The sequence below is a fragment of the Bradyrhizobium sp. USDA 3256 genome (assembly GCF_054058275.1).
Genome location: NZ_JBSSAE010000002.1, coordinates 7,025,585 through 7,048,130, shown reverse-complemented (window position 1 = coordinate 7,048,130; position 22,546 = coordinate 7,025,585). Strand labels below are relative to the sequence as shown.

The 22,546-nt window shown below is 64.8% G+C and carries 27 protein-coding genes; 13 read left to right on the top strand and 14 right to left on the bottom strand.

Going from position 1 to position 22,546, the window contains the following annotated elements; genetic code table 11:
* The first annotated feature begins 4 nt into the window (after nt 1–4).
* The 5 genes from ACVWY5_RS35260 (at nt 5) to ACVWY5_RS35240 (ending at nt 3,416) form a co-directional block, all read left to right on the top strand.
* A complete protein-coding gene (locus ACVWY5_RS35260) occupies nt 5–634 on the top strand; it encodes a cytochrome c oxidase assembly protein (RefSeq protein WP_028334633.1) in 630 nt (209 codons plus the stop codon).
* 55 nt (nt 635–689) lie between these two features.
* On the top strand, nt 690–1,586 hold the full coding sequence (locus ACVWY5_RS35255) for a cytochrome c oxidase subunit 3 (RefSeq protein ID WP_028334634.1): 897 nt from the start codon (nt 690–692) through the stop codon (nt 1,584–1,586).
* Nucleotides 1,587–1,650: 64 nt separating this feature from the next.
* A complete protein-coding gene (locus ACVWY5_RS35250; protein WP_028334635.1) occupies nt 1,651–2,037 on the top strand; it encodes a DUF983 domain-containing protein in 387 nt (128 codons plus the stop codon).
* On the top strand, nt 2,034–2,804 hold the full coding sequence (locus ACVWY5_RS35245; protein ID WP_028334636.1) for an SURF1 family cytochrome oxidase biogenesis protein: 771 nt from the start codon (nt 2,034–2,036) through the stop codon (nt 2,802–2,804). Before ACVWY5_RS35250 ends, ACVWY5_RS35245 begins: the two co-directional genes overlap by 4 nt.
* A 60-nt stretch (nt 2,805–2,864) precedes the next feature.
* Complete coding sequence (locus ACVWY5_RS35240; RefSeq protein WP_028334637.1) at nt 2,865–3,416, top strand: GrpB family protein; 552 nt, start codon at nt 2,865–2,867, stop codon at nt 3,414–3,416.
* 54 nt (nt 3,417–3,470) lie between these two features.
* Here ACVWY5_RS35240 and ACVWY5_RS35235 read toward each other — a convergent pair whose 3' ends face one another.
* Together ACVWY5_RS35235 and ACVWY5_RS35230 are read right to left on the bottom strand one after the other, a co-directional pair.
* Nucleotides 3,471–5,069: a DHA2 family efflux MFS transporter permease subunit gene (locus ACVWY5_RS35235; protein ID WP_028334638.1), complete on the bottom strand. Its 1,599-nt coding sequence runs from the start codon at nt 5,067–5,069 to the stop codon at nt 3,471–3,473.
* Nucleotides 5,069–6,340 (bottom strand): efflux RND transporter periplasmic adaptor subunit, encoded by a 1,272-nt coding sequence (locus tag ACVWY5_RS35230; protein ID WP_456671749.1) that lies wholly within the window; start codon nt 6,338–6,340, stop codon nt 5,069–5,071. Before ACVWY5_RS35230 ends, ACVWY5_RS35235 begins: the two co-directional genes overlap by 1 nt.
* Nucleotides 6,341–6,599: 259 nt before the next feature.
* Between ACVWY5_RS35230 and ACVWY5_RS35225 the strand changes: the two genes are divergently transcribed.
* Nucleotides 6,600–7,262 carry a TetR family transcriptional regulator gene (locus tag ACVWY5_RS35225; protein WP_038377558.1) on the top strand — a complete coding sequence of 221 codons (663 nt, stop codon included), beginning with the start codon at nt 6,600–6,602 and terminating at the stop codon, nt 7,260–7,262.
* A gap of 6 nt (nt 7,263–7,268) precedes the next feature.
* On the opposite strand, the gene ACVWY5_RS35220 is transcribed toward ACVWY5_RS35225, so the two are convergent.
* The 3 genes from ACVWY5_RS35220 to ACVWY5_RS35210 all read right to left on the bottom strand — a co-directional run bounded on the left by ACVWY5_RS35220 (nt 7,269) and on the right by ACVWY5_RS35210 (nt 10,104).
* Nucleotides 7,269–7,985, bottom strand: coding sequence for a dihydrofolate reductase family protein (locus ACVWY5_RS35220; RefSeq protein ID WP_038377546.1), 717 nt, complete (start codon nt 7,983–7,985; stop codon nt 7,269–7,271).
* A 121-nt stretch (nt 7,986–8,106) separates the two neighbouring features.
* Entirely contained in the window at nt 8,107–9,081 is a 975-nt protein-coding gene (locus tag ACVWY5_RS35215) for a magnesium transporter CorA family protein (RefSeq protein ID WP_028334641.1), read from the bottom strand.
* A 90-nt stretch (nt 9,082–9,171) separates the two neighbouring features.
* On the bottom strand, nt 9,172–10,104 hold the full coding sequence (locus ACVWY5_RS35210; protein ID WP_028334642.1) for a transcriptional regulator GcvA: 933 nt from the start codon (nt 10,102–10,104) through the stop codon (nt 9,172–9,174).
* A gap of 117 nt (nt 10,105–10,221) precedes the next feature.
* On the opposite strand from ACVWY5_RS35210, the gene ACVWY5_RS35205 reads away from it, so the two are divergent.
* The 3 genes from ACVWY5_RS35205 (at nt 10,222) to ACVWY5_RS35195 (ending at nt 11,600) form a co-directional block, all read left to right on the top strand.
* The gene (locus tag ACVWY5_RS35205) at nt 10,222–10,470 is read left to right on the top strand and encodes a hypothetical protein (RefSeq protein ID WP_321176665.1); all 249 of its coding nucleotides are present in this window, start codon (nt 10,222–10,224) and stop codon (nt 10,468–10,470) included.
* 28 nt (nt 10,471–10,498) lie between these two features.
* Entirely contained in the window at nt 10,499–11,188 is a 690-nt protein-coding gene (locus ACVWY5_RS35200) for a glutathione S-transferase family protein (protein ID WP_028334643.1), read from the top strand.
* Nucleotides 11,189–11,309: 121 nt separating this feature from the next.
* Nucleotides 11,310–11,600: a hypothetical protein gene (locus tag ACVWY5_RS35195; protein ID WP_028334644.1), complete on the top strand. Its 291-nt coding sequence runs from the start codon at nt 11,310–11,312 to the stop codon at nt 11,598–11,600.
* Here the strand turns inward: ACVWY5_RS35195 and ACVWY5_RS35190 are convergent, their stop codons facing one another.
* The 8 genes from ACVWY5_RS35190 to ACVWY5_RS35155 form a co-directional block, all read right to left on the bottom strand.
* The gene (locus ACVWY5_RS35190) at nt 11,601–12,413 is read right to left on the bottom strand and encodes a hypothetical protein (protein ID WP_244978707.1); all 813 of its coding nucleotides are present in this window, start codon (nt 12,411–12,413) and stop codon (nt 11,601–11,603) included.
* Nucleotides 12,414–12,438: 25 nt separating this feature from the next.
* The gene (locus ACVWY5_RS35185; RefSeq protein ID WP_321176666.1) at nt 12,439–13,857 is read right to left on the bottom strand and encodes an arsenate reductase/protein-tyrosine-phosphatase family protein; all 1,419 of its coding nucleotides are present in this window, start codon (nt 13,855–13,857) and stop codon (nt 12,439–12,441) included.
* A gap of 35 nt (nt 13,858–13,892) precedes the next feature.
* Entirely contained in the window at nt 13,893–14,054 is a 162-nt protein-coding gene (locus ACVWY5_RS35180) for a hypothetical protein (protein ID WP_321176667.1), read from the bottom strand.
* 41 nt (nt 14,055–14,095) lie between these two features.
* A complete protein-coding gene (locus tag ACVWY5_RS35175; RefSeq protein ID WP_028334647.1) occupies nt 14,096–15,040 on the bottom strand; it encodes a DUF1259 domain-containing protein in 945 nt (314 codons plus the stop codon).
* A 44-nt stretch (nt 15,041–15,084) separates the two neighbouring features.
* Nucleotides 15,085–15,390 (bottom strand): hypothetical protein, encoded by a 306-nt coding sequence (locus tag ACVWY5_RS35170; RefSeq protein ID WP_028334648.1) that lies wholly within the window; start codon nt 15,388–15,390, stop codon nt 15,085–15,087.
* A 74-nt stretch (nt 15,391–15,464) separates the two neighbouring features.
* Nucleotides 15,465–15,698, bottom strand: coding sequence for a hypothetical protein (locus ACVWY5_RS35165; protein WP_028334649.1), 234 nt, complete (start codon nt 15,696–15,698; stop codon nt 15,465–15,467).
* 58 nt (nt 15,699–15,756) lie between these two features.
* A complete protein-coding gene (chrA, locus tag ACVWY5_RS35160) occupies nt 15,757–17,148 on the bottom strand; it encodes a chromate efflux transporter (protein ID WP_028334650.1) in 1,392 nt (463 codons plus the stop codon).
* On the bottom strand, nt 17,145–17,963 hold the full coding sequence (locus ACVWY5_RS35155; protein ID WP_028334651.1) for a sulfurtransferase/chromate resistance protein: 819 nt from the start codon (nt 17,961–17,963) through the stop codon (nt 17,145–17,147). Before ACVWY5_RS35155 ends, chrA begins: the two co-directional genes overlap by 4 nt.
* Before the next feature lie 344 nt (nt 17,964–18,307).
* Between ACVWY5_RS35155 and ACVWY5_RS35150 the strand changes: the two genes are divergently transcribed.
* From ACVWY5_RS35150 to ACVWY5_RS35135, 4 genes are all read left to right on the top strand, one after another.
* Nucleotides 18,308–18,664: a hypothetical protein gene (locus ACVWY5_RS35150; RefSeq protein ID WP_244482372.1), complete on the top strand. Its 357-nt coding sequence runs from the start codon at nt 18,308–18,310 to the stop codon at nt 18,662–18,664.
* Between the two features lie 96 nt (nt 18,665–18,760).
* Nucleotides 18,761–19,039: a metal/formaldehyde-sensitive transcriptional repressor gene (locus ACVWY5_RS35145; protein WP_028334653.1), complete on the top strand. Its 279-nt coding sequence runs from the start codon at nt 18,761–18,763 to the stop codon at nt 19,037–19,039.
* 5 nt (nt 19,040–19,044) lie between these two features.
* A complete protein-coding gene (locus ACVWY5_RS35140; RefSeq protein ID WP_028334654.1) occupies nt 19,045–20,109 on the top strand; it encodes a nickel/cobalt efflux transporter in 1,065 nt (354 codons plus the stop codon).
* Nucleotides 20,110–20,239: 130 nt separating this feature from the next.
* The gene (locus tag ACVWY5_RS35135; protein WP_028334655.1) at nt 20,240–21,328 is read left to right on the top strand and encodes a Cj0069 family protein; all 1,089 of its coding nucleotides are present in this window, start codon (nt 20,240–20,242) and stop codon (nt 21,326–21,328) included.
* A 486-nt stretch (nt 21,329–21,814) separates the two neighbouring features.
* Here the strand turns inward: ACVWY5_RS35135 and maiA are convergent, their stop codons facing one another.
* Nucleotides 21,815–22,474 (bottom strand): maleylacetoacetate isomerase, encoded by a 660-nt coding sequence (maiA, locus tag ACVWY5_RS35130; RefSeq protein WP_028334656.1) that lies wholly within the window; start codon nt 22,472–22,474, stop codon nt 21,815–21,817.
* Nucleotides 22,475–22,546 lie beyond the last annotated feature (72 nt).

Sequence of the window (22,546 nt, the reverse complement as noted above, 5' to 3'; positions counted from 1 at the left end):
TGAGATGGCGAACCAGGGACCGCAGCAGGGTGAGGGCGCCAAGGTCACGCGCCGCACGCTGACGCGCGACGCCGTGGTTGCTTCGATCTGCGGCTTCGTCGTGGTGCTGATGGTCGGCGCGTCCTACGCGGCCGTGCCGTTCTACAACTGGTTCTGCCGCACCACCGGCTTCAACGGCACCACCCAGGTCGCGACGTCGGTGCCTTCGGATGCGCCGCTCGCGCGCACCATTGCGGTCAGCTTCGATTCCAACGTCGCGCCGGGCCTGCCCTGGAAGTTCGAGCCGGAGCAGAACACGATCGACGTCAAGATCGGCCAGGTGGTCACGGTCTACTACACCGTGACCAACCAGTCGGCGCGCACCACGACCGGTCAGGCGTCCTACAATGTCGCGCCGCTGACGGTCGGCGCCTATTTCCAGAAGATCAACTGCTTCTGCTTCACCGAACAGACCATGGCGCCGGGCGAAAAGCGCGAGATGGCCGTGGTGTTCTATGTCGATCCGGCGCTGGCCAAGGACAGCGAGAACGACACGCTGAAGACGATCACCCTGTCCTACACCTTCTTCCCCGTGCGCGACGCCGCGCCGAAGCCCGTGGCGGCGGGCGAGGCGGAGCAGCGCAAGGGCGGCTAGTTTTGGAATTTAAGATTTAAGACGTGCCTTGCGGCACGCGAATGGAGAGACGGCAATGGCTGAGGCGCAAGTCAAGCATCACGACTATCATCTCGTCGACCCGAGCCCGTGGCCGGTGGTCGGCTCGATCTCGGCCTTCATCATGGCGTTCGGCGCGATCGGCTGGATGCACCACATGTTCTCCGCCGCCCCGATCGTGTTTGGCGTCGGCACCATCGGCGTGCTCTACACGATGGCGAGCTGGTGGGGCGACGTGATCAGGGAAGCCCAGTACAAGGGCGACCACACCCGCGTGGTGCAGATCAGCCACCGCTACGGCATGATCCTGTTCATCGCCTCTGAGGTGATGTTCTTCGTCGCCTGGTTCTGGGCCTTCTTCAATGCGGCGCTGTTCCCGGCTGACGCGGTGCACGCCACGCGCGACGCGGTGTTCGGCTGCGGCGCCGGCACGGCGATGGGCGCCTGCTCGGTGCCGGGCACCTGGCCGCCGCACGGCATCGAGACCTTCGATCCCTGGCATCTGCCGCTGCTCAACACGCTGCTGCTCCTGACCTCGGGCACCACGGTCACCTGGGCGCACCATGCGCTGCTCGAGAACGACCGCCAGGGCCTCAAGCAGGGCCTGATCCTCACCGTGATCCTCGGCGCTCTCTTCACCTGCGTGCAGGCCTATGAGTACGCGCATGCGACGTTCTCGTTCGGCGGCAACGTCTATGGCGCGACCTTCTTCATGGCGACCGGGTTCCACGGCTTCCACGTGCTGGTCGGCACCATCTTCCTGCTGGTTTGCCTGATCCGCGCCTATGCCGGCCACTTCACGCCGAAGCAGCACCTCGGCTTCGAGTTTGCCGCCTGGTACTGGCACTTCGTCGACGTGGTCTGGCTGTTCCTGTTCATCTGCATCTACGTCTGGGGCCACGGCGCCGAGACGATGGCCCACGGCGCACACTAATTGCCGGCCGACGTGCTAAGAGGGGGCGGCCGAATGGCCGCCCCTTTGTTTTTGAAGAGAACCGATGACCGATACCCCGCCGACCGTCACTGAGAGCGCACTGCGCGGCATCGCCTGCCGCTGCCCGCGCTGCGGCAAGGGCAAGCTCTATTCCGGCTTCCTGACGCTGGCGCCGCGCTGCCAGGCCTGCGGCCTCGACTTCGCCTTCATCGATTCCGGCGACGGGCCGGCGATCTTCGTCATCATGCTGGCCGGCGCCATCGTGGTCGCGTCGGCGCTGATCGTCGAGGTGAAGTACCAGCCGCCGTTCTGGGTGCATGCCGCGCTGTGGCTGCCGTTGATCCTGGTCACAACGATCCTGCCGCTACGATCGATGAAGGCACTTCTGATCGCGCTGCAATTCCACCACAAGGCCGCCGAAGGCCAATTGATCGAGCGCGACCCGAAATGAATGATACGACGACGCGCCGGCCGAGCGCGGCCGGCTTCGGCATTTTCACGTTGATCCTGATCGCGGTGTTTATCGCCCTTGGCTTCTGGCAATTGCAGCGCCGGGTCGAAAAGCACGCGCTGATCGGGGCGCTCGATGCGCGGCTGGCCGCCCCGACCGAGGCGCTGCCGCCGCCGTCGGCATGGCCGACGCTGACCTCCGTCAAGGATGAATTCCGCCGCGTCACGCTGACCGCGACCTATGCGGAGCAGCCCGACGCGATGGTGTTCAGCTCCGGCTCCGCGGTGCGCGACGACATTTCGGGTCCGGGCACCTGGGCGTTGCTGCCGGCGAAGCTCGCCAGCGGCGAGACCGTCGTGATCAACACCGGCTTTGTCCAGAACACGATGCAGGATCGCGCCTTCGAGGATCGCGTCGTCGGCCGCCTCGTCACCGGCGCGCCGGTTGAGCTGACGGGCTATATCCGCTTTCCCGAGCCGCCGGGCCGGCTGACGCCGAAGGAAGATCCGGCGAAGCGGCTGTGGTTCGTGCGCGATCATCGCGCGATGGCGCAAGCGCTCGGCTGGGGCCAGGTCGCACCGTTCTATATCGACCTCGAGGCCCCGGTGCCCGACAGCGGCACGCCGAAGCCCGGACCGCTCAAGGTGCGGCTCAAGGACGACCACATGCAGTACGCCATCACCTGGTTCTCGCTGGCTGCCGCGGTCACGATCGCCTTCGGCCTGTGGTGGCGCGGCCACCGGCGGCGCGCCTCTGGTCGAACCTAGCCTCATCATGGTTTGATTGACCCGCGAAGGAGACCTCGCGGCAAGCAATCAGGGTGTGCCATGGAGAAATACGGCGCCGGGCCAATCGTTGTCCTCGACTATGACCCCAACTGGCCGGCCATGTTCGCGACGGAGTGCGCGAGGATCGAGCACGCGCTCGGCTCGCTGGCCCTGGCCATCGAGCATGTCGGAAGCACCGCGGTTCCGGGCTTGCCGTCGAAGCCGATCATCGACCTGATGGTCGGTGTCCCCAGCCTCGCGGAGGCACGGGAGCGCTGCTTCAGGCCGATCGAGGCGCTCGGTTACCACTACATACCGGAATACGCGGCGTGGCTGCCCGGCGAGTTGTTCTTCCGCAAGGGCTCTCCGGGGCCGTGGACCCATCATCTGCATCTGATGGAGCCATTGAATCCGCGCTGGGAAACGCTGCTGGTGTTTCGCGACTATCTTCGCGCGCACCCCGAGGCGGCCCGCGCCTACGCGGATACCAAGCAGGCCCTCGCTGCCGCCGCAAGAGAGGACATCGCGGCCTATCGCAACGGCAAAACGCGTTTCGTCGAGGAGACGACCGCGAAGGCCCGCGCGTGGCGCGCGGACCTGTCCGGTCGATAGCGCGGCCGCGCCACGTCTGCATTCTGCCGTCGCGCATCCATGCCCGCGCCGGGATCAATGACCCATGGGAGCGGGGCCGCCGAGCTTGACCTTGCGCAAGGTCAGCGCCAGCGGGATGGCGGAGAGCGAGATCAACATCAAAACCCAGAACGCATCCATGTAGGACAGGAACGAGGCCTGGGTCTGCACCTGCTGCCCGATCCACTGGATCGCCTGTTGATGCGCCTGCGCCAGCGAATTGCCCTGGGCGACGAAGAAGTCGGTGACCTGGTGCAGCGTGTCCTGGTATTGCGGGCTTGACGGCGTCACCTGCTCGACCAGCCGGCTCTGGTGGAATTGCTGGCGATGCGTCAGCACGTTGGACACGATCGAGACGCCGATCGAGCCGCCGGTGTTGCGCGCCGCGTTGATCAGCGCGGAGGCCTGGTCGGTCTTCCCGGCGGGAATGCCGTCATAGGACGCCGCCATGATCGGCACGAAGATCAGCGGCAGGCCGACGCCGATCAGCATGCGCGAGCGCGCCATGAACCAGAAGCCGAGATCGCCATACACGTTGGTCATGCTGTACATCGAGGCGGCGATCACCAGCGCACCGGCAACGATCAGGTATTTCGGCTGCACCCTGGCGGCGAGCCGGCCGACCGCGAACATCATCATCATGGTGACGACGCCGCCGGGCGAGAGCACGAGGCCGGCCCAAGTCGCGGTGTAGCCGAAATCCTGCTGCACCAGCTGCGGCAAGAATTGCGTGGTCGCGAGCAGGATGGCGCCGGTCGCCAGCATCACCAGGAAACAGGCGCCGAACTGCCGGGTTGCGACCATGCGCAGGTCGATCATCGGATTGCGCCGGGTCATCTCCCACGGGATCATCAGCACGAACGCCGCGGCGCAGATCGCCGCAAAGGTGATGATGAAGGGCGAGGCGAACCAGTCGTCCTCGAGGCCGCGGTCGAGCACCACCTCGAGCGCGCCGAGGAAGGTCGCGACCAGCGCGAAGCCGATGAAGTCGAACCTGTTGTCTTGGGGCTGCGCTCCCTCGGCTTTCGCGATCGCGGGCTCCTGCAGCACGGCGGCGATCAGCGCGATCGCGAACACGCCGACCGGCGCGTTGATCAGGAAGCACCAGTGCCAGGACAGGTTGTCGGACAGCCAGCCGCCGAGCGTCGGCCCGACCACCGGCGCCACCACGACGGCAATGCCGAACACCGCGAACGCCTGCCCGCGCTTGGCCGGCGGGAACGCATCGGCGAGAATCGATTGCGCCACCGGCACCATGCCGCCGCCGCCAAGACCCTGCAGGATACGGAACAGCAGCAGCGCGTTCAGATTGGGCGCAAAACCGCACAGGATCGAGCTGACCGTGAAGATGCCGAGGCAGATCAGGAAGAAGGTCTTGCGCCCGAGCGTGCGGGCGAGAAAGCCGGAGGCGGTCAGGATGATGGCGTTGGACACCAGATAGGTGGTGACCACCCAGGAGGCCTCGTCCTCGCTCACGCCCATGCCGCCGGCGATATAGGGCAGCGCCACGTTGGCGATGGTGGTGTCGAGCACCTCCATGAAGCTCGCGAGCGCGACCACGATGGCGATCAGCCAGGGATTGACGGTGACATTCGGAGTCGAGAAACCTTTGGCGTCGATGGCGGCGGCATTCATCACAGCCTCCCGAGGCTCGACTTCTCGAGGCGCTCGAAGAGGGACGGCGCGGCATCGATCCGCACCGTCGGGACGACGGACATGCCCGGGCCGAGCGCGACGTCGGCCGGCGGGTTGTCCATCACGATCTTCACCGGCACGCGCTGCACGATCTTGACGTAGTTGCCGGTGGCGTTCTGCGCCGGCAGCAGCGAGAACGCGGTGCCGGAGCCCGGCTGCACGCTCTCGACATGGCCCTGGATGGTGCGTCCGGGATAGGCGTCGATCTTCATCGTCACGCACTCGCCCGGCCGCATCTTGTCGAGCTGGATCTCCTTGTAGTTCGCGGTAACCCAGGTCTGGTCGGGCACGAACATCGTGAGGTTGGTGCCGGCCTGGGCGAACTGGCCGACCGCGGCCGACAGGTTGACGACGCGGCCCGGCTGCGCGGCGGTGACCGTCGTATAGGACAGATTGAGCTTGGCCTGGTCGCGCTGCGCCTCGGCCTGGGCGAGGTTGGCGACCGCGCTCTTGCGCTGCGCCTTCAGCGACTCGACCTGGCGCTGCGCGAGGTTGAGCGTCGCCTGCGCGCTCAGCAGCGCAGCCTGCTGCTGATGCAGCTGCGAGGTGAACTGCTCGGAATTCTGCACCGTGCCGTAGCCGGATTGCTCCAGATGCTGGTAGCGCGTCGCCTGCTGCTGGGCGAACACCAGCGCCGCCTGCGCCTGGTCGACCTGCGCCTGATTGGCAGCAATCTGCGCCTGCTGCACGTCGAGCTGCGCATCGACATTCTCGATGCTGGCGCGCGCGGCCGCGACCTGCGCCTCGGCCTGCGCCAGCGCGACGCGATAGTCGCGGTCGTCGAGCCGGGCGATCACGTCGCCGGCCGCGACATGCTGGTTGTCGGTGACCGGGACGGCGGTGATGTAGCCGGAGATCTTCGGCGCGAGCGCCGACTGCCGCGCCGCGATGAAGGCGTCGTCGGTGGATTCGAAATGCGCGCTGTAGTCCATGTAGAGATAGCCGCCGCCGATCGCTGCGGCGAGCAGCACGGCGCCGATCGCGGAGACGACCGGACGGCGGCGGAGAAAGCTGCGCCGTGTTGCCTTGCCGATGACCTCCGGCGGGATTGTTGCCGGCGGGGCGGGCTGCTTGCCCGCGGGATGCTCCTGCGCCGGAGCCCGTGCGGTGACCGCGGGCCGGTCAGGCTCATGCGAGGCCGGCGCCGAGGGGGCACCCTCGATAACCTCATGCTCCGGTTGGTCGCGCTCCAAGACAGTGTCTTCAAACATGATGGCGGCTCCTGCTGTCAGGCGAGGTCTGCAAGGCCTTCGCAAAAGGGAACGGTACCGTTCCGTTCTATACGGCAAATAGTCCCGCCGCCGTGCGCCGTCAATAGAAACGGAACTGTATCGTTCTATTTACAACAAGATGTGATAAGGCTATATTGCCTGATATTGCCGGCCTGACCGGCCCATCGAACCCGGGTCGATGCGATGACCACCAGCACCCTGAAGAAGCGCGCGGGCGCCGAAAACCAGGCCGGTCGAGGTGCGCGCCGGCCGGCCGCCGAAGGAGCTCGCCGGCGAGGTCGATGCGCGGATTCTCGATGCCGCGCGCAAGGTCTTCCTCCAGCGCGGGTTCGAGGGCGCGAGCATCGACGAGATCGCGGAAGCCGCGCGCTCCGGCAAGCGGACGATCTATGCGCGCTTCCGCGATAAGCGGGCGCTGTTCACGGAAGTGGTGACGCGGGACATCCTGGCACGCATCGCCGAGTTCAAGGCCGATCCGCCGGTCGGTGCGAACATCGAGGAGCGCCTCACCAGCGTTGCCTCGACCCTGCTGCATTGGGGCTTCGATGCCGACCGGATCGGCCTGATGCGGCTCGCCATCGCGGAGGCGCACCGGTTCCCGGATCTCGCCGCCAACGTCAACCGCAGGGCGCGCGCGCTCAGCACCGAGCTCGGCATTCACCTGCTGCGCGACCTGACGCAATCCGACGAGCTCGGCAAGCTGCCGGCCTTCGCGCCGGAGCAGTTGCCGACCACGGCGCGGATGTTCCTCGACATCATCGCGGTGCCGATGCTGCTCCGGGCGCTGTTTGAGGTGGATCTGAAGGCGCTCGATCCCGAGATCGATGCCCATGTCGCGCGCGGCGTCGCGTTCTTTGTCGCTGCGTGCCGGACCGGCTGGGTGGAGAATCCCAAGCCATAGGCGCGCTCAATCGGGCGCGCGCTCTACCGCGTGACGCAGCCAGACCATGCCGCCTTCCAGCGTCTCGCAATGGGTGAGCCGGAGCGATTGTCCGGCGCCTGGGCGGTCGTCGTCGGGGCCGTGATAGTCGACGATGCTTTGTGAGCCGGCGACGCCGTCGACCGCCGGAAAGATCAGCGTGCTGAATTCGTCGATCAGCCCATGCTTCAGGAAGGCGCCGTTGATTCCGCCGCCGCCTTCGAGCAGCAGCGTCCTGGCGCCGAACAGCGACGCGAGCTGCGCCATCGCGCCCGGCAGATCGACGCCCTTCGTGCCTGCAAAGATGTAGGACGCACCGTCCTCGCGCAGCTCGGCGAGATGTGCATCGGACACCTGCTCGCCCAGCACTGCGACGGCGTGATCGCCGCCGACATTGTCCTTGCCGAAATGCACGCGGCCCGACGGATCGATGCCGACAGCAAGCTTGCGGCCGTTACGGTTGCCGAGATGCGCCTCGCGCGGCAGCCTCAGTGGGTTGGCGATATGCCGCTCCGTTCCCTTGGCCATCTCGTTCATGGTGACGCGGCCGATGATCCATCCATCGGCATTGAAGCCGTCATGGATCCTTTCGTAGTGGCCGCGCAGCACCTCGGCCGGGATGCCGGCGGCGGCCTTGGTGAAGCGGCTGGGATGAAGCCGGCCGTCGATCGACGTGCCCATGTGGCAGATGATGTAGGGGCGCATAGGCTGAACTCTTCGGTGGGGGATGACCACGCCAAATGGGCGAGTGGGGCAGCTTCAGATTTATAGACTCGCAGGCAGGTTCTCAACGCGGATAACGCGGCGGCGTTTCAACTTCGCTTGTTTAGTCGAACCAGCCGTGCCGCTTGAACCAGAGCACCGGCAGGATGCCGCTGGCGATGATCGCGGCCCAGGCCAAGGGATAGCCGAAGGTCCAGCTCAGCTCCGGCATCTCCTTGAAATTCATGCCCCAGACCCCGACCAGGATGGTCGGGGGAACGCCGACCACCGACACGATGGTCAGGATTTTGAACAGGTCGTTCTGCTGGATGTTGATGAAGCCGAGCACGGCGTCCAGCAGCAGCTGGATCTTGTCCGACAGCCGGGTCTCGTAATCACCCAGCGAAGCCACATCCTTGGAGACGGCCTCGAGCCGGCGCTTCGATGCCGACGTGATCCATTCATTGCCGACGTCATCGGCGAAGCTCGCGACTCGGCCGACGCCGAGCAGCACGTCGCGCGCCTTCGCCAGGCGATCGGCGAGCTCGCCGATGTTCTCCAGCGCCTCGCGCAGCTTGCGGCTGGAGCGCACCGGACGCTTGCTCCGCACCAGGCCGCCCCTAAAGACGCCCCGCGACAGCCTGTCGGTCTTGGCGCCGAGATGCTCCAGCACGTCGGCGCCGCGATCGATCATGGCCTCGAGCAGCGCAGTGAACACGCACATGCCGTTCTGCAGGCTCTTGTCGGTGCCGATCCGCTTCATGACGTCGTCGAACGTGGTCAGCTGCGCAAACCTTACCGTGACCAGCACCTTTGGGCCGATCACGAAGCCGATATTGGTGATCTCGGCTTCGTTGTTGTCGTCGAGCCGCACCGCCGGCGAGCTCAGATAGAGCCGGTCATGATCGGTGATCAGTCGGCTCGATGCCTCGATCTCGCTCAACGATCGCTCGGACGGGACGCGGATGTCGAGCGCGCGCTCGACGAACTGCTTTTCGTCCTCGGTGGGTTCGAGCAGATCGATCCAGATGATCTCGGACGGCAATTCCGCGCCGATACTCCGCCAATCGGAGGTCGCCGACCTGTACAGCTTCAGCAATGATCGGACTCCATGCATGGTGGGTCGTGCGTCCCACGACAATCGCGAGTGCGGCAACGCTGTTCCATGCATTTGGAAGCCTGCCGGCACTCACGTCAGCCGATGAGAGGTTCCGCCGAGGTTTTTGAGCCGGCGCAGGTCGCTTGCGGCCTCCGAGAGCAACCAGTCGCGAAACGTCACGATCTTCGGCAGGTTTGCGGTCGCCCTCGGGCAGACGATCCAGTAGGTCTTCGACAACGCCAGCGCCTGCGGAAATGGACGTACCAGATGGCCGTTGATGAGGTCCCATGCCGCCAGCGTGGTGCGCGCCAGCGCAATGCCTTGCCCATTGATGGCGGCATCAATCACCATGCTGGCGCGATTGAGGACCGGGCCATGCGTGGCGGCAGCATCGTCAAGTCCCGCTTCCTGAAGCCAGTTCTTCCAGTCGGCGCGACTGTCCATATGGATCAGCGGAAGTTTCAGGATGTCAGCGGGGTTGCTCAGGCGTCGCTTGCCGGACAATAGCTTTGGGCTGCACACGGCAAATAGCCGCTCCGGGCTCAGCCGCACCGCGTCAAGCCCCGGCCAGTTACCGTCGCCATGGCGCACCGCGAGATCCACTTCCTCGCGCGCGAAGTCGACGTGGTGCAGCGTGGCGGAGACGCGCAGGTCGATGCCGCTATGCGCCTCAACAAAGTGGCCGAGCCGGTGCACCAGCCATTTCGCAGCAAAATCCGGCGAGGTCGAAACCGTGAGCACACCGGTATTCTGCCGCAGCAATAGCCGCTCGGTGCCGATCGCGATGCGATCGAGCGCGTCGCGCACGACAGCGAGATAGTCGCGCCCGGCCTCGGTGATGATCAGGCGCTGGCGCTCGCGGTTGAACAGCTTGATCGCGAGCTCCGCTTCCAGCGCTTTCACCTGATGGCTGACCGCGCCCTGCGTGACACAAAGCTCTTCGGCCGCGCGCGTAAAACTCTCGTGGCGTGCGGCGGCCTCGAAGGCCTTCAGGGCATTGAGCGACGGAAGGCGTGGGCGCATCGCACGACTTCATGAGAAAAATTAGGGCAGGCACGAGAAACGATGCTTTGCGGGAAACCGCCCCGCACCATTATTGAACAGCTCCAGTGAAGCATTTCAAGCAATTTGGAGCCTGTCGTGTCCGTCCTTTTAACCGATATATGGTCGATCCCTCCGGTGCCCGCCGCCGATCCGGCCACTCCAGTTCACCAATCCAGCTCAGGAACGTCACCAGGCTTCCGGCGCCCAGGATGGTGGAACTGGCTTGACCGGCCGTTTCAGCGCATGGCGCTACGCGAGATTGCCGATGATCCGCGCCTGCTTCGCGATCTTCGCCTGACGCGCGAGGAGGCGCTGCGCGAAGCTGCCAAACCGTTCTGGCGCTGACAGACAAAAATCAAAAGAGAGAAAACAGATGTCCGATCCAATCGTCTACGGCTTTCCACGCAGTACCTTTGTCAACATCGTCCGCCTGATCCTGACGCACAAGGACGTGGCCTACCAATTTCAAGACCTTGAGCCGGTGATGGGAAAACCCGATCACCTGGCGCTCCACCCGTTCGACCGCGTCCCGATCCTTAAGCACGGTGATCTCACCGTCTATGAAACCAGCGCAATCGTCGCCTATGTCGACGAAGCCTTTGGCGGCGTGTCGCTGACGCCGAAAGACATCAAGGCGCGGGCGCGCATGAACCAGTGGATCAGCGCCGTAAACAGCTATTACTACCCCTACATGATCTACCACGTGACGCATGAGCGTCTGGTTTTCCCGGAGCTCGGCATCGCCCCCGACGAGAAAGTCGTGGCACATGCGCTGCCCAAGGTCGAGACGGGGCTTGCGGTGGCCGAGCGCCAGCTTGCGCACGGCAAGGATTTTTTGCTTGGGGACGAGCTCTCGATTGCGGATTTCTATCTGCTGCCCAGCACGTTCGCCTTCAGCCTCACCGCCGAAGGGCAGTCGATGTATCCGAAATTCCCGGCATTCTGCCGCTGGCGGGAGCGCATGGACAATCTGCCCGCAACGCAAAAGGTTCGCGCCGCCGTGCAGCGGGTGCCGATCGAACACGCGCGCGAATGGGCCACTTCGCACCGGCCGAAATATTGACCGTCACTGTTCGCGTGCAGAGCGCTCGGTTCCGACCACCATGTGCAGCCAGAAGGCCGTTTGTTTCCGAACAAAGGCGATGACGGAGCGTTAGTGCGGAGCAAGAGGAAAGGACAACGCCATGAAAAACTCCACACCGGTTGCATTCATCTCCGCAGCAGTGCTGACCTTTGCATTCGTCGGTAGCGATGTGAAGGCACAATCTACGCCTGTCCAGCAGGCCCAACCGCCGCATCAGTCGGAGCAAACCCGCGAGCAGGATCGCAGTCGTGCCGAGGACGTCAAGATCGGGCGTGACTGGAAGGCCGAAGGCGGCGAGAAGGACCACGCCGGCAAGGCACCCACCCCCGACGAGCATCAAACGGTCGGCCGCGATTGGCGCGCCCATTCTGAGAGCCGGGACCGCCAGTAGCTAGCGAGGCGGAATTGGCTGCGCCTGGCGCGTGGCGTGACGTTCGAAGAAGGAAAGCGGAAAGCCGAAGGTCAAGCCCGCACGTATTTCGTTTACCGGATGGCCTCCGGTGAGCGCGTGCCGGACCGCGATGTCGAAGCTGAGGTCGTCGCGCACACGATAGATCAGCCCGACCAACCCCGAGAACGTCTCCTCCTTTCCAAACTCGTTCTCGTAGAATATCTCGGCGACGGGGCGCACCGTCCAGGTCGTTGGCCCTTCGACAATCGCACCCACGAACACGTCGCCATGATGGTCGCGGGTGATGGCGGTCTCGGCGTTCAAGTGAATGGTGCCCCAATCCCAGCGCTGCGAGACGATGCCGGCCAGACTGACGCCAACCCCCGAATTGCCGGTGCTGTCAGGAAGAAGGACGCCAAATTCGGTCGCAATGCTCGGACCGGTCTTGTCCTGCAGGCTGCCGGGTACGACCACGTGTTTGAGAAACGCTCCGGCTGCGGTCAGGCTGGTTGGGCCGGGCGGAGAGAGCGACGTTTGTCCCTGGCCTTCGAAGACGGCTTCCCAATCCTCGCTCAGACCGTAGTTGAGAACCCAGGCCGGCGCGATCAGGCTTGTTCCGCTCTCATCACGCAAACGTCCTGCCGGCTGCAACTCGACCTCCATCTCCCCCTTCCTGGCAACGGCGGCATCGGTGCCATCGAAGGGGCGATAGGCCGAGGCGGGGCCGGACCATGCGATCAGTCCCCAAGCGGCCATGAAGCTCGGCGCAAGGCCTATCGAGCAGCTGCGAAAGCCCCGGCTGCGTTTCCACATGCGCCGTCTCCCCACAAAGTCGATCTCAAGGCATTGGCTTGAACACCCAGATTGCCGCCGGTCCCGCAGGCCCCGCGCGGACCGCAACAAACAGACGGTCCAGCTCCGGCACAAAGAGCGATGTTCGTGCGCCCGTCGCCGTCGGCAGGCGCGCGATCATTCGATAGGCCGCTCCATCAATCTCAAATACATCGACGTATCCACCGCCGCAGCTCACGTAAATGCGTCCGCGCTTTGCATCCACAAAGAGGTCGTCGGCATCGCCGCAAGTGCCGGCGGCTGCAATCGCCTTGCCGTCGGTCGAAAAGGCGGCAAGCTCGGCCGGACTGCGATACACCAGGAGAACGCGGCTTCGTTCGTGATCGATGGCCATCGCGAAATTACCGCCCTTGTCCAATGGCCAGCTGGTGAGTTGTTTTCCGGAAGCAACGTCCACCACCGCGACGGCTCGCACGTCAGGCAGGTTGACAAAGATGCGCCCACCATCGGGCTGAAGCTGGAAGCTTTCCGGATGTGCCTTAAGAGGTAGGCTCCGAACCTTGGTCCGGGTGGACGGGTCGACGACTGCCAGGCCACCATCGCCATAACCGACGATGACGCGCTTGGCGGCCGCGTCGATCCGGATGTTGTCGGCGTCGCTGCCGAGTTCGATTCGTCCGGTCGCCTTGTACTCGTTGGCACCGTACAGCCGCACCGATCCATCGCGGGCGTTGGCGACGTAGAGGGTGTCGGTCGACGGCTCATAGCCGACGCCTTGGGGTTCGCTCAATCCGGTAATGGTTCGAAGCAAACTGCGCGCCGCCAGATCGACGACGCCGACGCTGTCATTGCCGAGCTCGGCCACGAACAGTCGCTGCCGCTTCAGGTCGACCGCCAGGTGATCGATCCGACCGCGGACATCGCCGAGCAGGATCTTCGTTTCGAGCTGGAGAGGCGTCTTGTCTCCTGCCGGTTCGGTTGCCGCTGCCAGCGTCGGAATGAGGGCGTCGATGCGCCGGACGATCTGATCCCGGGCCGACTCATAATCATCGATACCCAAGGGAATGCCGGACCAGTAGGTCACGTCGGCCCGTCCGCGCTGCTCGGCGGGTATCTGATCGAACGCCACCACCTGGTCTGCCGCAGCCATGTCGTCGATGGTCAGCTGTTGCGGCGTGTTGGCCGCCTCCAGGCCATCGAGTGCCAGGCCATCCTGGACCCTGACCGGCACCGACCGATAAAGGTCGATGCCGCGTGAGACCGCCCCGAACCGCAATCCGCGCTCCTGGGCAGCCTTGTTGAAATAGGCCGCCGCCATCTGGCTGTTCACCACGCCGTGCAGGCAGACAAAGACGACGATCTTGCCATCGTCCGCCGGCGCCGGCCGAGCCGATGTCAGCGCGATCGCAAGCAATGTGGCGGCAATGCGCAGCATCACGCGGGCACTCCTGAGCAGCGTGCGCATCGTCAGCATCTCACTTCAGCCCAAGGGCGCCCCTGTCACTTCTTGCAGGCTTTCTTGCACATCTGATACTCGGACTTGCAGGTTGGCCCGGCATAGTTCTTCATGCACGCCTTTTGCTGATCGGCGCAGACCTGACAGCTGGTCTGGCCGATCGCAGCGTCCATGCCCACAAGAACTCCGACGACAACCATGGACATGACCGTGAGGCTTCGCATAGTTGATCCCTCCGAGACCAGGGTCAGCCTTTTGTCGTGGCCGTCTTATCGAGCGCGGCACGCAGGCCCTTGGCGAGCTTGACGGCGTCGTCATTGGCCCAGAAATGCATGAAGAACAGGCGCGGCTGTTCGTCCAGCATGTGGCTGTGCAGCGCGGTGACGTCGATGCCGTGCGTCCGCAGCGCCATGATGACGGGGTTGACCTCGTCATCTGTCAGCACGAAATCGCCGGTGATCGCCGCCTTGCCGCCGCCGGTCGGCTGGAAGTTGATGCCGATGGCGACGCCCATCGGGCCAACCGGGCTCAACGCCATGCCCTCTTCAGTGATCGGATCGCGACGAGGCACATTGAACTGATAGACGCCGCCATTGGCCTGGCCCTTGACGCCGATGATCTGATCGAGCTGCTCGGTATCGAGATCGATGGTCGGCGGCGGCGCGGCCGGCGCTGCGGCCTTGAGCGGCGTCTTGCTTTCCGCAAGGCCATCTCGGATCGCGGCGGCGATCTTGACCGGGTCGCCGTGGCCGGCGACGTGCATGTAGAAGGTGGCCGGGCTCGCGCCGAGCAAATGGTTGTGCACGGCCGTGATCTGCAGGCCGTTTCCGATCATCTTCAGCATCACAGGGTTGATTTCGGATTCGAGCAGCACCAGGTCGCCCATCGCCATGACGTCGTCGTGCATGGGCTTGAAGGCAACCCAGCCGCCGAGCGCCAGCGCCGGCTTGATGGTGATGCCGTCGAGCGTCACCGTCAGATCGCTCCGCGGAAAACCGTAGCGATGCACGTCACCGGTCACGGCGGGCTTTCTGCCCAGCGTGTCGTCGACCTTCTGCCAGTCGATCGCCTGCGCATGTGCCGACGAGACGAACGGCTCGGTGAACACCTGCCAGTCGATCTTTTGCGCGCTCCCGCCTGTGGCGAAGAGACAGGCACTGACGCCGATCAGCGCCGAAATCGTGTGTCGCATTGGATTGCTCCCTTGAATCTCTTTCGATGCTTCGGATCGTGGCTCTATTGCTTCGAGAGCCCGACAATGGTGCGGAACCCGGCGATGTTCTGCACCGCGATTTCGACGGGATCGCCGAAGCGGACGGCATTGAAGATCAGGCCGTCCTGGACCTTGAACCGTTCGATCCGGTCCGGAGATAACCGGATCAGCAGCGTGTCGTTGGGTTCATCGACGCGATCGACGACGCCGCGCAGCGTCTCGCTCCCTTGCGGGTAGACCATCGCCGCCTGCATTGTCACGGCCGCGTCCTGCCGCTCATCGAGGGCAGCCGGCGCTGCCAGGGTTGCGCCCGGCCCCAGCACCGCCATGCACAGAACCACAATTGCTCTCATCATGATTGTCACTCCATCGATCGGTTGACGACTTTCGCGCGCGCGGGAGCTCAGTCCCGCTCCTTGACCTGGCCGCTGCTGTCGATCACGAGCCGCACCGGCTTGCCGTTCTTCATCGCCTTCGCCGTCGTGCCCTCGGCCGTCGACTTGACGTCGGTGACCTGGGCGTAGCCGGCAGCTTGAAGTTTCGCGACCAACTCGTCCTGCGTCAGGGCGTAGGCGGGCAGGGCGCCGCCCGCGATCGCGAGCGCAAGGATCAGGCGGGATAGTTTTCGTTTCTGCATGGTTGTTCTCCTGGTTGTGTTGTGCTGCCCCAGGTTCTCAAGCTGCGCGCCGTTCCGCTCAGATGATGCCGGCGAGGCGCAGCAGTATGCCCGTGATGCAGGAGGCGGCGAGGACGCTGAGCATCCCCGCATTGAAGCGGAAGATCGCGATCGCGGCGGCGATCGACAGCGCCAGCGCCGGCCAGTCGAGGCTAGCGGGCACCGGCGCGTCGAACGACAGGCCTAGCCCGTGCACCGGGAATGTTTGCCGAAACAGCGTGTGCAGCGCGAACCAGATCGACAGATTGAGGATCACGCCGACCACGGCGGCGGTGATCGCCGAAAGCGCGCCCGCCAGCGCCTTGTTGCCGCGCAGCGCCTCGATGTAGGGCGCCCCGACGAAGATCCACAGGAAGCACGGCGTGAACGTCACCCATGTCGCCAGCAACCCGCCGAGTGTGGCGGCCAACATCGGCGACAGCCCGCTTGCCTCGCGGAACGCGGCCATGAAGCCCACGAACTGCACCACCATGATCAGCGGTCCGGGCGTGGTCTCGGCCATGCCGAGCCCGTCCAGCATCTCGCGCGGGCTGACCCAGTGATAATAGTCGGCGGCCTGTTGCGCGACATAGGCAAGCACGGCGTAGGCGCCGCCGAACGTCACCATCGCCATCTTGCTGAAGAAGATCGCGATCTGGGTGAACACGTCGCCGGGTCCCAAGGCAATCAGCAGGGCGAACACCGGCACCAGCCAGAGCGCGAGCCAGATGGCGCCGACCCGCAGAGTGCGCGATGCGTTGGGACGGACATGGTCCGGCACCGCTTCACCGAGCATGCTGTCGATCACGGCGGAATTCTTGCCGCCATGCTCGATCGCCGCAAATTCGCTCCGGCCGAGGCGTGCGCCGACCAGCCCTGTGACCGCGGCGGCGCCGATGATCAGCGGAAACGGCACGGCGAAGAAGAAGATCGCGACAAAGGCGATCGCCGCGAGCGCGATCATCACCCGGTTGCGCAGCGCGCGCTTGCCGACCCGCACCACGGCCTGGATCACGATGGCCAGCACCGCCGCCTTCAGGCCGAAGAACAGCGCCTCGACAAACCCGACATTGCCATATGCCGCGTAGATATAGCTGAGGCCCATGATGGCGAAGATGCCGGGCAGGATGAATAATCCGCCCGCCACGATGCCGCCGAGCGTCCGGTGCAGCAGCCAGCCGATATAGGTCGCCAGCTGCTGCGCCTCCGGCCCCGGCAGCAGCATGCAGTAATTGAGGGCGTGCAGGAAACGCCCCTCCGATATCCAGTTCTTCTCCTCGACCAGGATGCGATGCATCACCGCGATCTGGCCAGCCGGCCCGCCAAAGCTCAGGATGGCGACGCGTATCCAGACCAGCAGCGCCTCGTTGAAGGAGATGCCGTGCGCGGGCTCATGCCCGCGCGCCTTCGCTGTCGTTGCGACGTCGGTCATGGCTTCACCTTGCTGGTCGGCCAGTTGTGCGTCTCCTTGGTCGCATCGCGGCACCATCGGTAGAAGGCGTCGTAGAGCAGCAGCCCGGCGCTCAACTGTTCGAGGTCGTCGTCGAACATGCGCGACAGGCCGAGCGAGGCGGCGAGTAGCCCGGGCGCCTCCGGCGAAAGCTCGAGCCGCGCGGTATCGGCCGCCCGCACCATCGTCGCGAGCCGCTCCAGCGCCGGCGTCGCGAGTCCGAATTCCTTGACCATCACGTCGAAGGTGCAGAGCTCGCCGCGGTGGCTCCAGAACACGTTCTCGATGTCGAACGGCGTGGCGTCGAACCGTTCGGCGACCGCCTCGACCTCCGCCGATGTGACGAACAGGAACACGGCCGCGGGATCGACGAAGCGGCGGATCAGCCATGGACAGGCGATGCGGTCGATCTTCGGCCGCGATCGCGTCACCCAGACGGTGCGACCCCGCCCGTCGCGTTTTGGAATCTTGTCGGCGGGAACGGTCGGTAGCTCCGCTTCCCGCCAGCCGAGGTGGCCGCCCTCGAGAATCTCGGCCGCGATGTTGCTGCAGCGGAGCCAGGCGGCGGTGCCTTCGGAAAGCTTCTGTCCCTTCTGGCAGACCACGACCACCGACTGGCCGGTGAGGCGGGAAGCCCAGTCCTGGACGCCGAGATGGGAGTAGCGGACCGCGCCCGGAATCAGGCGCGGATCGGCGGCGAAATCTTCATCGAGACGAACGTCGACAAGCGTCGGCGCCTTCGCCGTGCCGATGAGACGGGATAATTTTTCGGATGAGATCGATGTGTATGACGACATGGTGCGTCCTTGGTGACAGGACGCGATTCTTGGGCATGTCGCCTCGCGGGGAGATCGCACATCCCCGTACACACATCAAAAACCCTGATCTCCAGGCTGTCAACCTGACTTTGCCAAATCCCGCAGCTATCGCCGATCGACAGTCACGAAAACTTCATCGCGTAGCTTGGAACAAGCAGCCGTGGACTCAGGCCGATCGGGTCACCTCTCCACCTCCGGCGAGTTGCGAATAGGAACATACAATTCGCTGCCGAGTTGCGCGGTGGCAGGGACCAACTCAGGTAGATGCCGACACCGCGAACGTGTCGCGCTCCCGCCTGCATTCATTGGAGCAATGCCGATTGATGGACAGTCATTATTGGCATGCGACGCCTGTTGCTCTTGTCGTTATGCTGCTCATCACAACAACCGGCGGCGCTCTCGCCCACGATCACCAGCACCCCGAATTGAACGGTTGGTACGAGGGCTTGCATAGCAGCAAGGGTCCCTGCTGCGATGGCACGGATGCGCAGCACATCGACGACGTCGACTGGGAAACCAGGAATGGCCATTATCGGGTGCGCATCGATGGCGAGTGGGTTGACGTTCCGAACGAAGCCGTCGTGCCCGGACCGAACCTGTCCGGCCGACCCATCGTGTGGCCCTACTACATAGACGGTCACCCGAAGGCGCGTTGCTTCATGCCCGGCAGCATGGGCTGACGCCCGCCGCTGACATCCCGCCGCCATGTCTCGATGCGCGCCCGGCCGGCCGACAGCATGGTTGACCAATATAGGGTACCCCCCTATATTACGTTCATGTCGCATACCATCAAGCACAAGTCCAAGCTCGTCGGCCGGGTTCGCCGCATCAAGGGCCAGCTGGAGGCCGTCGAGCGCGCGCTGGAGTCCGAGATTGGTTGTGCCGACGTGCTGATGCTGGTGGCCTCGGTCCGCGGCGCCATCAACGGGCTGACCGCGGAATTGCTCGAGGACCATATCCGTCATCACGTCGTGGATCCCGCTCACGAGAAGGATCCCGAGAAGGCGCAAGGCGCCGCGGACCTGATCGACGTCGTTCGTACCTATTTGAAGTGAGTACCATGACCGACCTGTCTCAGCTGCTCCAGCAGAGCAGCGCGCATGCGTGGCTGTTCGTGCCCAGCGCGATCCTGCTCGGCGCACTGCACGGGCTCGAGCCCGGCCACTCCAAGACGATGATGGCGGCCTTCATCATCGCGATCCGCGGCACGGTGGTGCAGGCGGTGCTGCTCGGCCTGGCGGCGACGATCTCGCACACCGCCATCGTCTGGCTGGTTGCGCTCGCCGGACTTCATTTCGGCCAGCAATGGTCCGGAGAACGCAGCGAAGCCTGGCTGCAACTGGCGTCGGCGGTGATCATCATCGCGATCGCGGCCTGGATGGCCTGGCGCACCTGGCGCGAGCAGGCGGCCGAACACGATCATCACCATCATCACGACGAGACGCGCCAGCTTGTCTTGGCCGGACAATCGCTGTCGCTCGAGGTCTTCGAGGACGGCGCGCCGCCGCGCTGGCGGTTGCGAAGCGAGGCTGGAGCGCTGCCGGCGGCCGGCGATGTTGATGTCGTGACGATCCGTCCCGACGGCAGCGAGCAACGCTTTCGCTTCGCGGGCAGGGATGGCTATCTGGAAAGCATCGACGAAATTCCGGAGCCGCATGCCTTCAAGGCGCGCGTCTCGGTCCGCGCGGACGTGGCGGAAGTCCTGTTCGAGGAGCATGACCATGCGCATATGGATCTCGGCGATGAGGACGACGCGCATGCGCGCGCGCACGCCGCCGACATCCGCAAGCGCTTTGCCGGACGCACCGTGACGACATGGCAGATCATCCTGTTCGGCCTGACCGGCGGGCTGATTCCGTGTCCGGCGGCGATCACCGTGCTGCTGCTCTGTCTCCAGCTCAAGCAGTTCAGCCTCGGCTTTGTGCTGGTGCTTTGCTTCGGCATCGGGCTTGCGCTCACCATGGTCTCTGCCGGTGTTGCGGCCGCGCTGAGCCTGCGTCATGTCGAACGTCATTGGGCCGGTTTCAGCCGCTTTGCCCATCGCGCGCCCTACGTGTCGGCCGCGCTGATCGTGCTCGTCGGCCTCTATACGGGCTGGCTCGGGTTGCACGGGATCACGGCCTGATCCGCTTCGCTCCACTTCCACCTTGAAACCTGCGCGCGGTGGCCTAGATTTGCCTCAAGGGGACAAGGCAGACTCCCCGTGAGACCTCGGTCCAAGCTCTGCGCGACATTCACCGTCGTGGAGCTTTCACATGGACACCGAACCACACACACGTCGTCGTTCCGAAAATCGTCGTTGCAAAATCGCCATCCTGTCGCGTGGCGACGCCGCGTCGCGCCGGGAGGCGACCCGACAAAACAGCCGTTTCGTCCGCGTCTTCGAAGCGCTCGCCGCTTCGGGCATCGAGGCCGTTCCCGTCGTCTATGACGAGACATTCGCCGATGCCGTCCGCGACCAATTGCTGACGATGGACGGCGTTCTCGTCTGGGTCGATCCGATCCATCAGGGCAAGACGCGCGCCGCCCTCGATCCGCTGCTGCGCGAGGTCGCGGCAGAGGGACCGTGGGTCAGCGCGCATCCCGACGTCATCCTCAAGATGGGCGTCAAGGACGTGCTGTACCGGACGCGTCACCTGGGCTGGGGCGCCGACACCCATCGATACGCCACGGTCGATGCGTTCCGCGCCGAATTTCCCCCGCGCTTGCGCGCGGCTGGTCCGCGCGTGCTCAAGCAGAACCGCGGCAATGGCGGGCAGGGCGTCTGGAAGGTGGAAACGGTGCCGAAGACCGACGCGACGATTCGCGTGCTGCATGCGCTGCGCGGCAGCCAGCCGGAGGAAATGCCGCTGGGCGACTTCATGGCACGCTGCGCGCCGTATTTCGGTTGGGGCGGCTGCATCATCGATCAGGCATTCCAGCCGCGCCTGCCCGAGGGCATGATCCGTTGCTATGTCAGCGGAGCGAAGGTCGCGGGTTTCGGACACCAATTGATCAAGGCCCTGATCCCGCCGCCCCCGCAAGGTCCGGATTCACCTGAAGCCCAACCCGGACCGCGCATCATGCATGGCCCTGACGCGCCGCAATTCCAGGCACTGCGAAGCTTGATGGAGGACGAATGGATCCCGCAGTTGATGGCGGCGCTGACGATCGATGAAGCGTCGCTGCCGGTGATCTGGGATGCCGATTTCCTCTACGGTCCACGCGATGCTGATGGTGCCGACACCTATGTGCTCTGCGAGATCAACGCGAGCTCGTGCTTCGCGATCCCCGACGAAGCTCCGGCGGCGATCGCGCAAACGGTCAGAGATCGCATCGGTCGGAACATGGCGAGCGTGAGGTGAGCGCGCCCTGCAGGCTCCCTGTTTCTACCCATTGCTCGGGGCCCATGGGTGCGATCGGCACCCGGCTTTCCTTGCGCCCTCTGTTCAAGGGAGGGCGGAATGAGATGCAAAGCTAGGATAGATCATGTCGCGAGAACGCGGAAGTGTGTCACAGACGACGCTACACATTCGGAGTCGTCCCCGCGAAAGCAGGGACCCATAACCACCGATGGTCATTGTTGAGCAGTGCTGCAACGACGAGTCGCCTCTACAACAACCGCCGCGGAATTGCGGCTCATCCTCACCGTCGTCCCGGCCTGGTGCGCAATTGCGCACGGGGGCCGGAACCCATAACCACAAATACTGATTGTTGAACGATGCTGGAACGACGAGTCCCATCCACAACATCCGCCGCGGCGTATGGGTCCCTGCTTTCGCAGGGACGACGATCGAGAGAACCGCGCACACGTCTGCGCCTCTGCCTGTCCCTTGCAGCGCGTCCGCAAGCTACTTCGCCCGCATCGCTTCCGGCGTATCCGGCTGCGCGGACGGATGCGCCTTGGCGAACGCCGGCAGCGCCATGGCGGTCTCGTGGATGCGCTTCACGGTCGGCCAGGGCGACAGGTTGATCTGCTGGTTGATCGCCGCCGTGACGTGGCCGACCAGGCAGATGTCGGCAAGGGTGGGCGCATCGCCGTGACAGAACCGGCCGGTCGCCTTGTGGCCGGCGAGGTGGCCCTCGAGCGCCGCCAGCGTCTCGATCGTCCAGTGCCGCCGCCACGCGTTCTGCTGGCTGTCGCGCAGATCGAGCTCGCGGTCGAGATAGCGCCGCACCCGCGGCGTCAGCAGTGGATGGCCCTCGCAGGCGACGATCAGCGCCAGCCCGCGCACCCGGGCGCGGCCGAGCGCATCCGCCGGCAGCAGCGGCGGGCTCGGGTAGGTCTCGTCGAGCCAGTCGATGATCGCGAGCGACTGGAACAGCACCGTGCCGTCGTCGGTCACCAGCGCCGGCAGCGCCATCTGCGGGTTGATCTTGCGATAGGCATCAGTGCGATGCGCGTCCGCATCGAGATCGACGAAGACGACGTCGGCGGCCACGCCCTTGAGGTTGAGCGCGATCCGCACCCGAAAGCTCGCCAGCGATCGCCAGAACGAGAAGAATTGCATGGAGTGCACCCCGCATTTCTTCCCCTCTCCCCTTGTGGGAGAGGGTGGACGCGATGCAAAGGCATCGCGGAC

Excerpts from the sequence above, each read along its gene's own strand:
- ACVWY5_RS35260 (WP_028334633.1), top strand. The coding sequence starts at position 5 with ATGGCGAACCAGGGACCGCAGCAGGGTGAGGGCGCCAAGGTCACGCGC.
- ACVWY5_RS35255 (WP_028334634.1), top strand. The coding sequence starts at position 690 with ATGGCTGAGGCGCAAGTCAAGCATCACGACTATCATCTCGTCGACCCG.
- ACVWY5_RS35250 (WP_028334635.1), top strand. The coding sequence starts at position 1,651 with ATGACCGATACCCCGCCGACCGTCACTGAGAGCGCACTGCGCGGCATC.
- ACVWY5_RS35245 (WP_028334636.1), top strand. The coding sequence starts at position 2,034 with ATGAATGATACGACGACGCGCCGGCCGAGCGCGGCCGGCTTCGGCATT.
- ACVWY5_RS35240 (WP_028334637.1), top strand. The coding sequence starts at position 2,865 with ATGGAGAAATACGGCGCCGGGCCAATCGTTGTCCTCGACTATGACCCC.
- ACVWY5_RS35235 (WP_028334638.1), bottom strand. The coding sequence starts at position 5,069 with ATGAATGCCGCCGCCATCGACGCCAAAGGTTTCTCGACTCCGAATGTC.
- ACVWY5_RS35230 (WP_456671749.1), bottom strand. The coding sequence starts at position 6,340 with ATGTTTGAAGACACTGTCTTGGAGCGCGACCAACCGGAGCATGAGGTT.
- ACVWY5_RS35220 (WP_038377546.1), bottom strand. The coding sequence starts at position 7,985 with ATGCGCCCCTACATCATCTGCCACATGGGCACGTCGATCGACGGCCGG.
- ACVWY5_RS35210 (WP_028334642.1), bottom strand. The coding sequence starts at position 10,104 with ATGCGCCCACGCCTTCCGTCGCTCAATGCCCTGAAGGCCTTCGAGGCC.
- ACVWY5_RS35200 (WP_028334643.1), top strand. The coding sequence starts at position 10,499 with ATGTCCGATCCAATCGTCTACGGCTTTCCACGCAGTACCTTTGTCAAC.
- ACVWY5_RS35195 (WP_028334644.1), top strand. The coding sequence starts at position 11,310 with ATGAAAAACTCCACACCGGTTGCATTCATCTCCGCAGCAGTGCTGACC.
- ACVWY5_RS35190 (WP_244978707.1), bottom strand. The coding sequence starts at position 12,413 with ATGTGGAAACGCAGCCGGGGCTTTCGCAGCTGCTCGATAGGCCTTGCG.
- ACVWY5_RS35185 (WP_321176666.1), bottom strand. The coding sequence starts at position 13,857 with ATGCGCACGCTGCTCAGGAGTGCCCGCGTGATGCTGCGCATTGCCGCC.
- ACVWY5_RS35180 (WP_321176667.1), bottom strand. The coding sequence starts at position 14,054 with ATGTCCATGGTTGTCGTCGGAGTTCTTGTGGGCATGGACGCTGCGATC.
- ACVWY5_RS35175 (WP_028334647.1), bottom strand. The coding sequence starts at position 15,040 with ATGCGACACACGATTTCGGCGCTGATCGGCGTCAGTGCCTGTCTCTTC.
- ACVWY5_RS35170 (WP_028334648.1), bottom strand. The coding sequence starts at position 15,390 with ATGGCGGTGCTGGGGCCGGGCGCAACCCTGGCAGCGCCGGCTGCCCTC.
- ACVWY5_RS35165 (WP_028334649.1), bottom strand. The coding sequence starts at position 15,698 with ATGCAGAAACGAAAACTATCCCGCCTGATCCTTGCGCTCGCGATCGCG.
- chrA (WP_028334650.1), bottom strand. The coding sequence starts at position 17,148 with ATGACCGACGTCGCAACGACAGCGAAGGCGCGCGGGCATGAGCCCGCG.
- ACVWY5_RS35155 (WP_028334651.1), bottom strand. The coding sequence starts at position 17,963 with ATGTCGTCATACACATCGATCTCATCCGAAAAATTATCCCGTCTCATC.
- ACVWY5_RS35150 (WP_244482372.1), top strand. The coding sequence starts at position 18,308 with ATGGACAGTCATTATTGGCATGCGACGCCTGTTGCTCTTGTCGTTATG.
- ACVWY5_RS35145 (WP_028334653.1), top strand. The coding sequence starts at position 18,761 with ATGTCGCATACCATCAAGCACAAGTCCAAGCTCGTCGGCCGGGTTCGC.
- ACVWY5_RS35140 (WP_028334654.1), top strand. The coding sequence starts at position 19,045 with ATGACCGACCTGTCTCAGCTGCTCCAGCAGAGCAGCGCGCATGCGTGG.
- ACVWY5_RS35135 (WP_028334655.1), top strand. The coding sequence starts at position 20,240 with ATGGACACCGAACCACACACACGTCGTCGTTCCGAAAATCGTCGTTGC.
- maiA (WP_028334656.1), bottom strand. The coding sequence starts at position 22,474 with ATGCAATTCTTCTCGTTCTGGCGATCGCTGGCGAGCTTTCGGGTGCGG.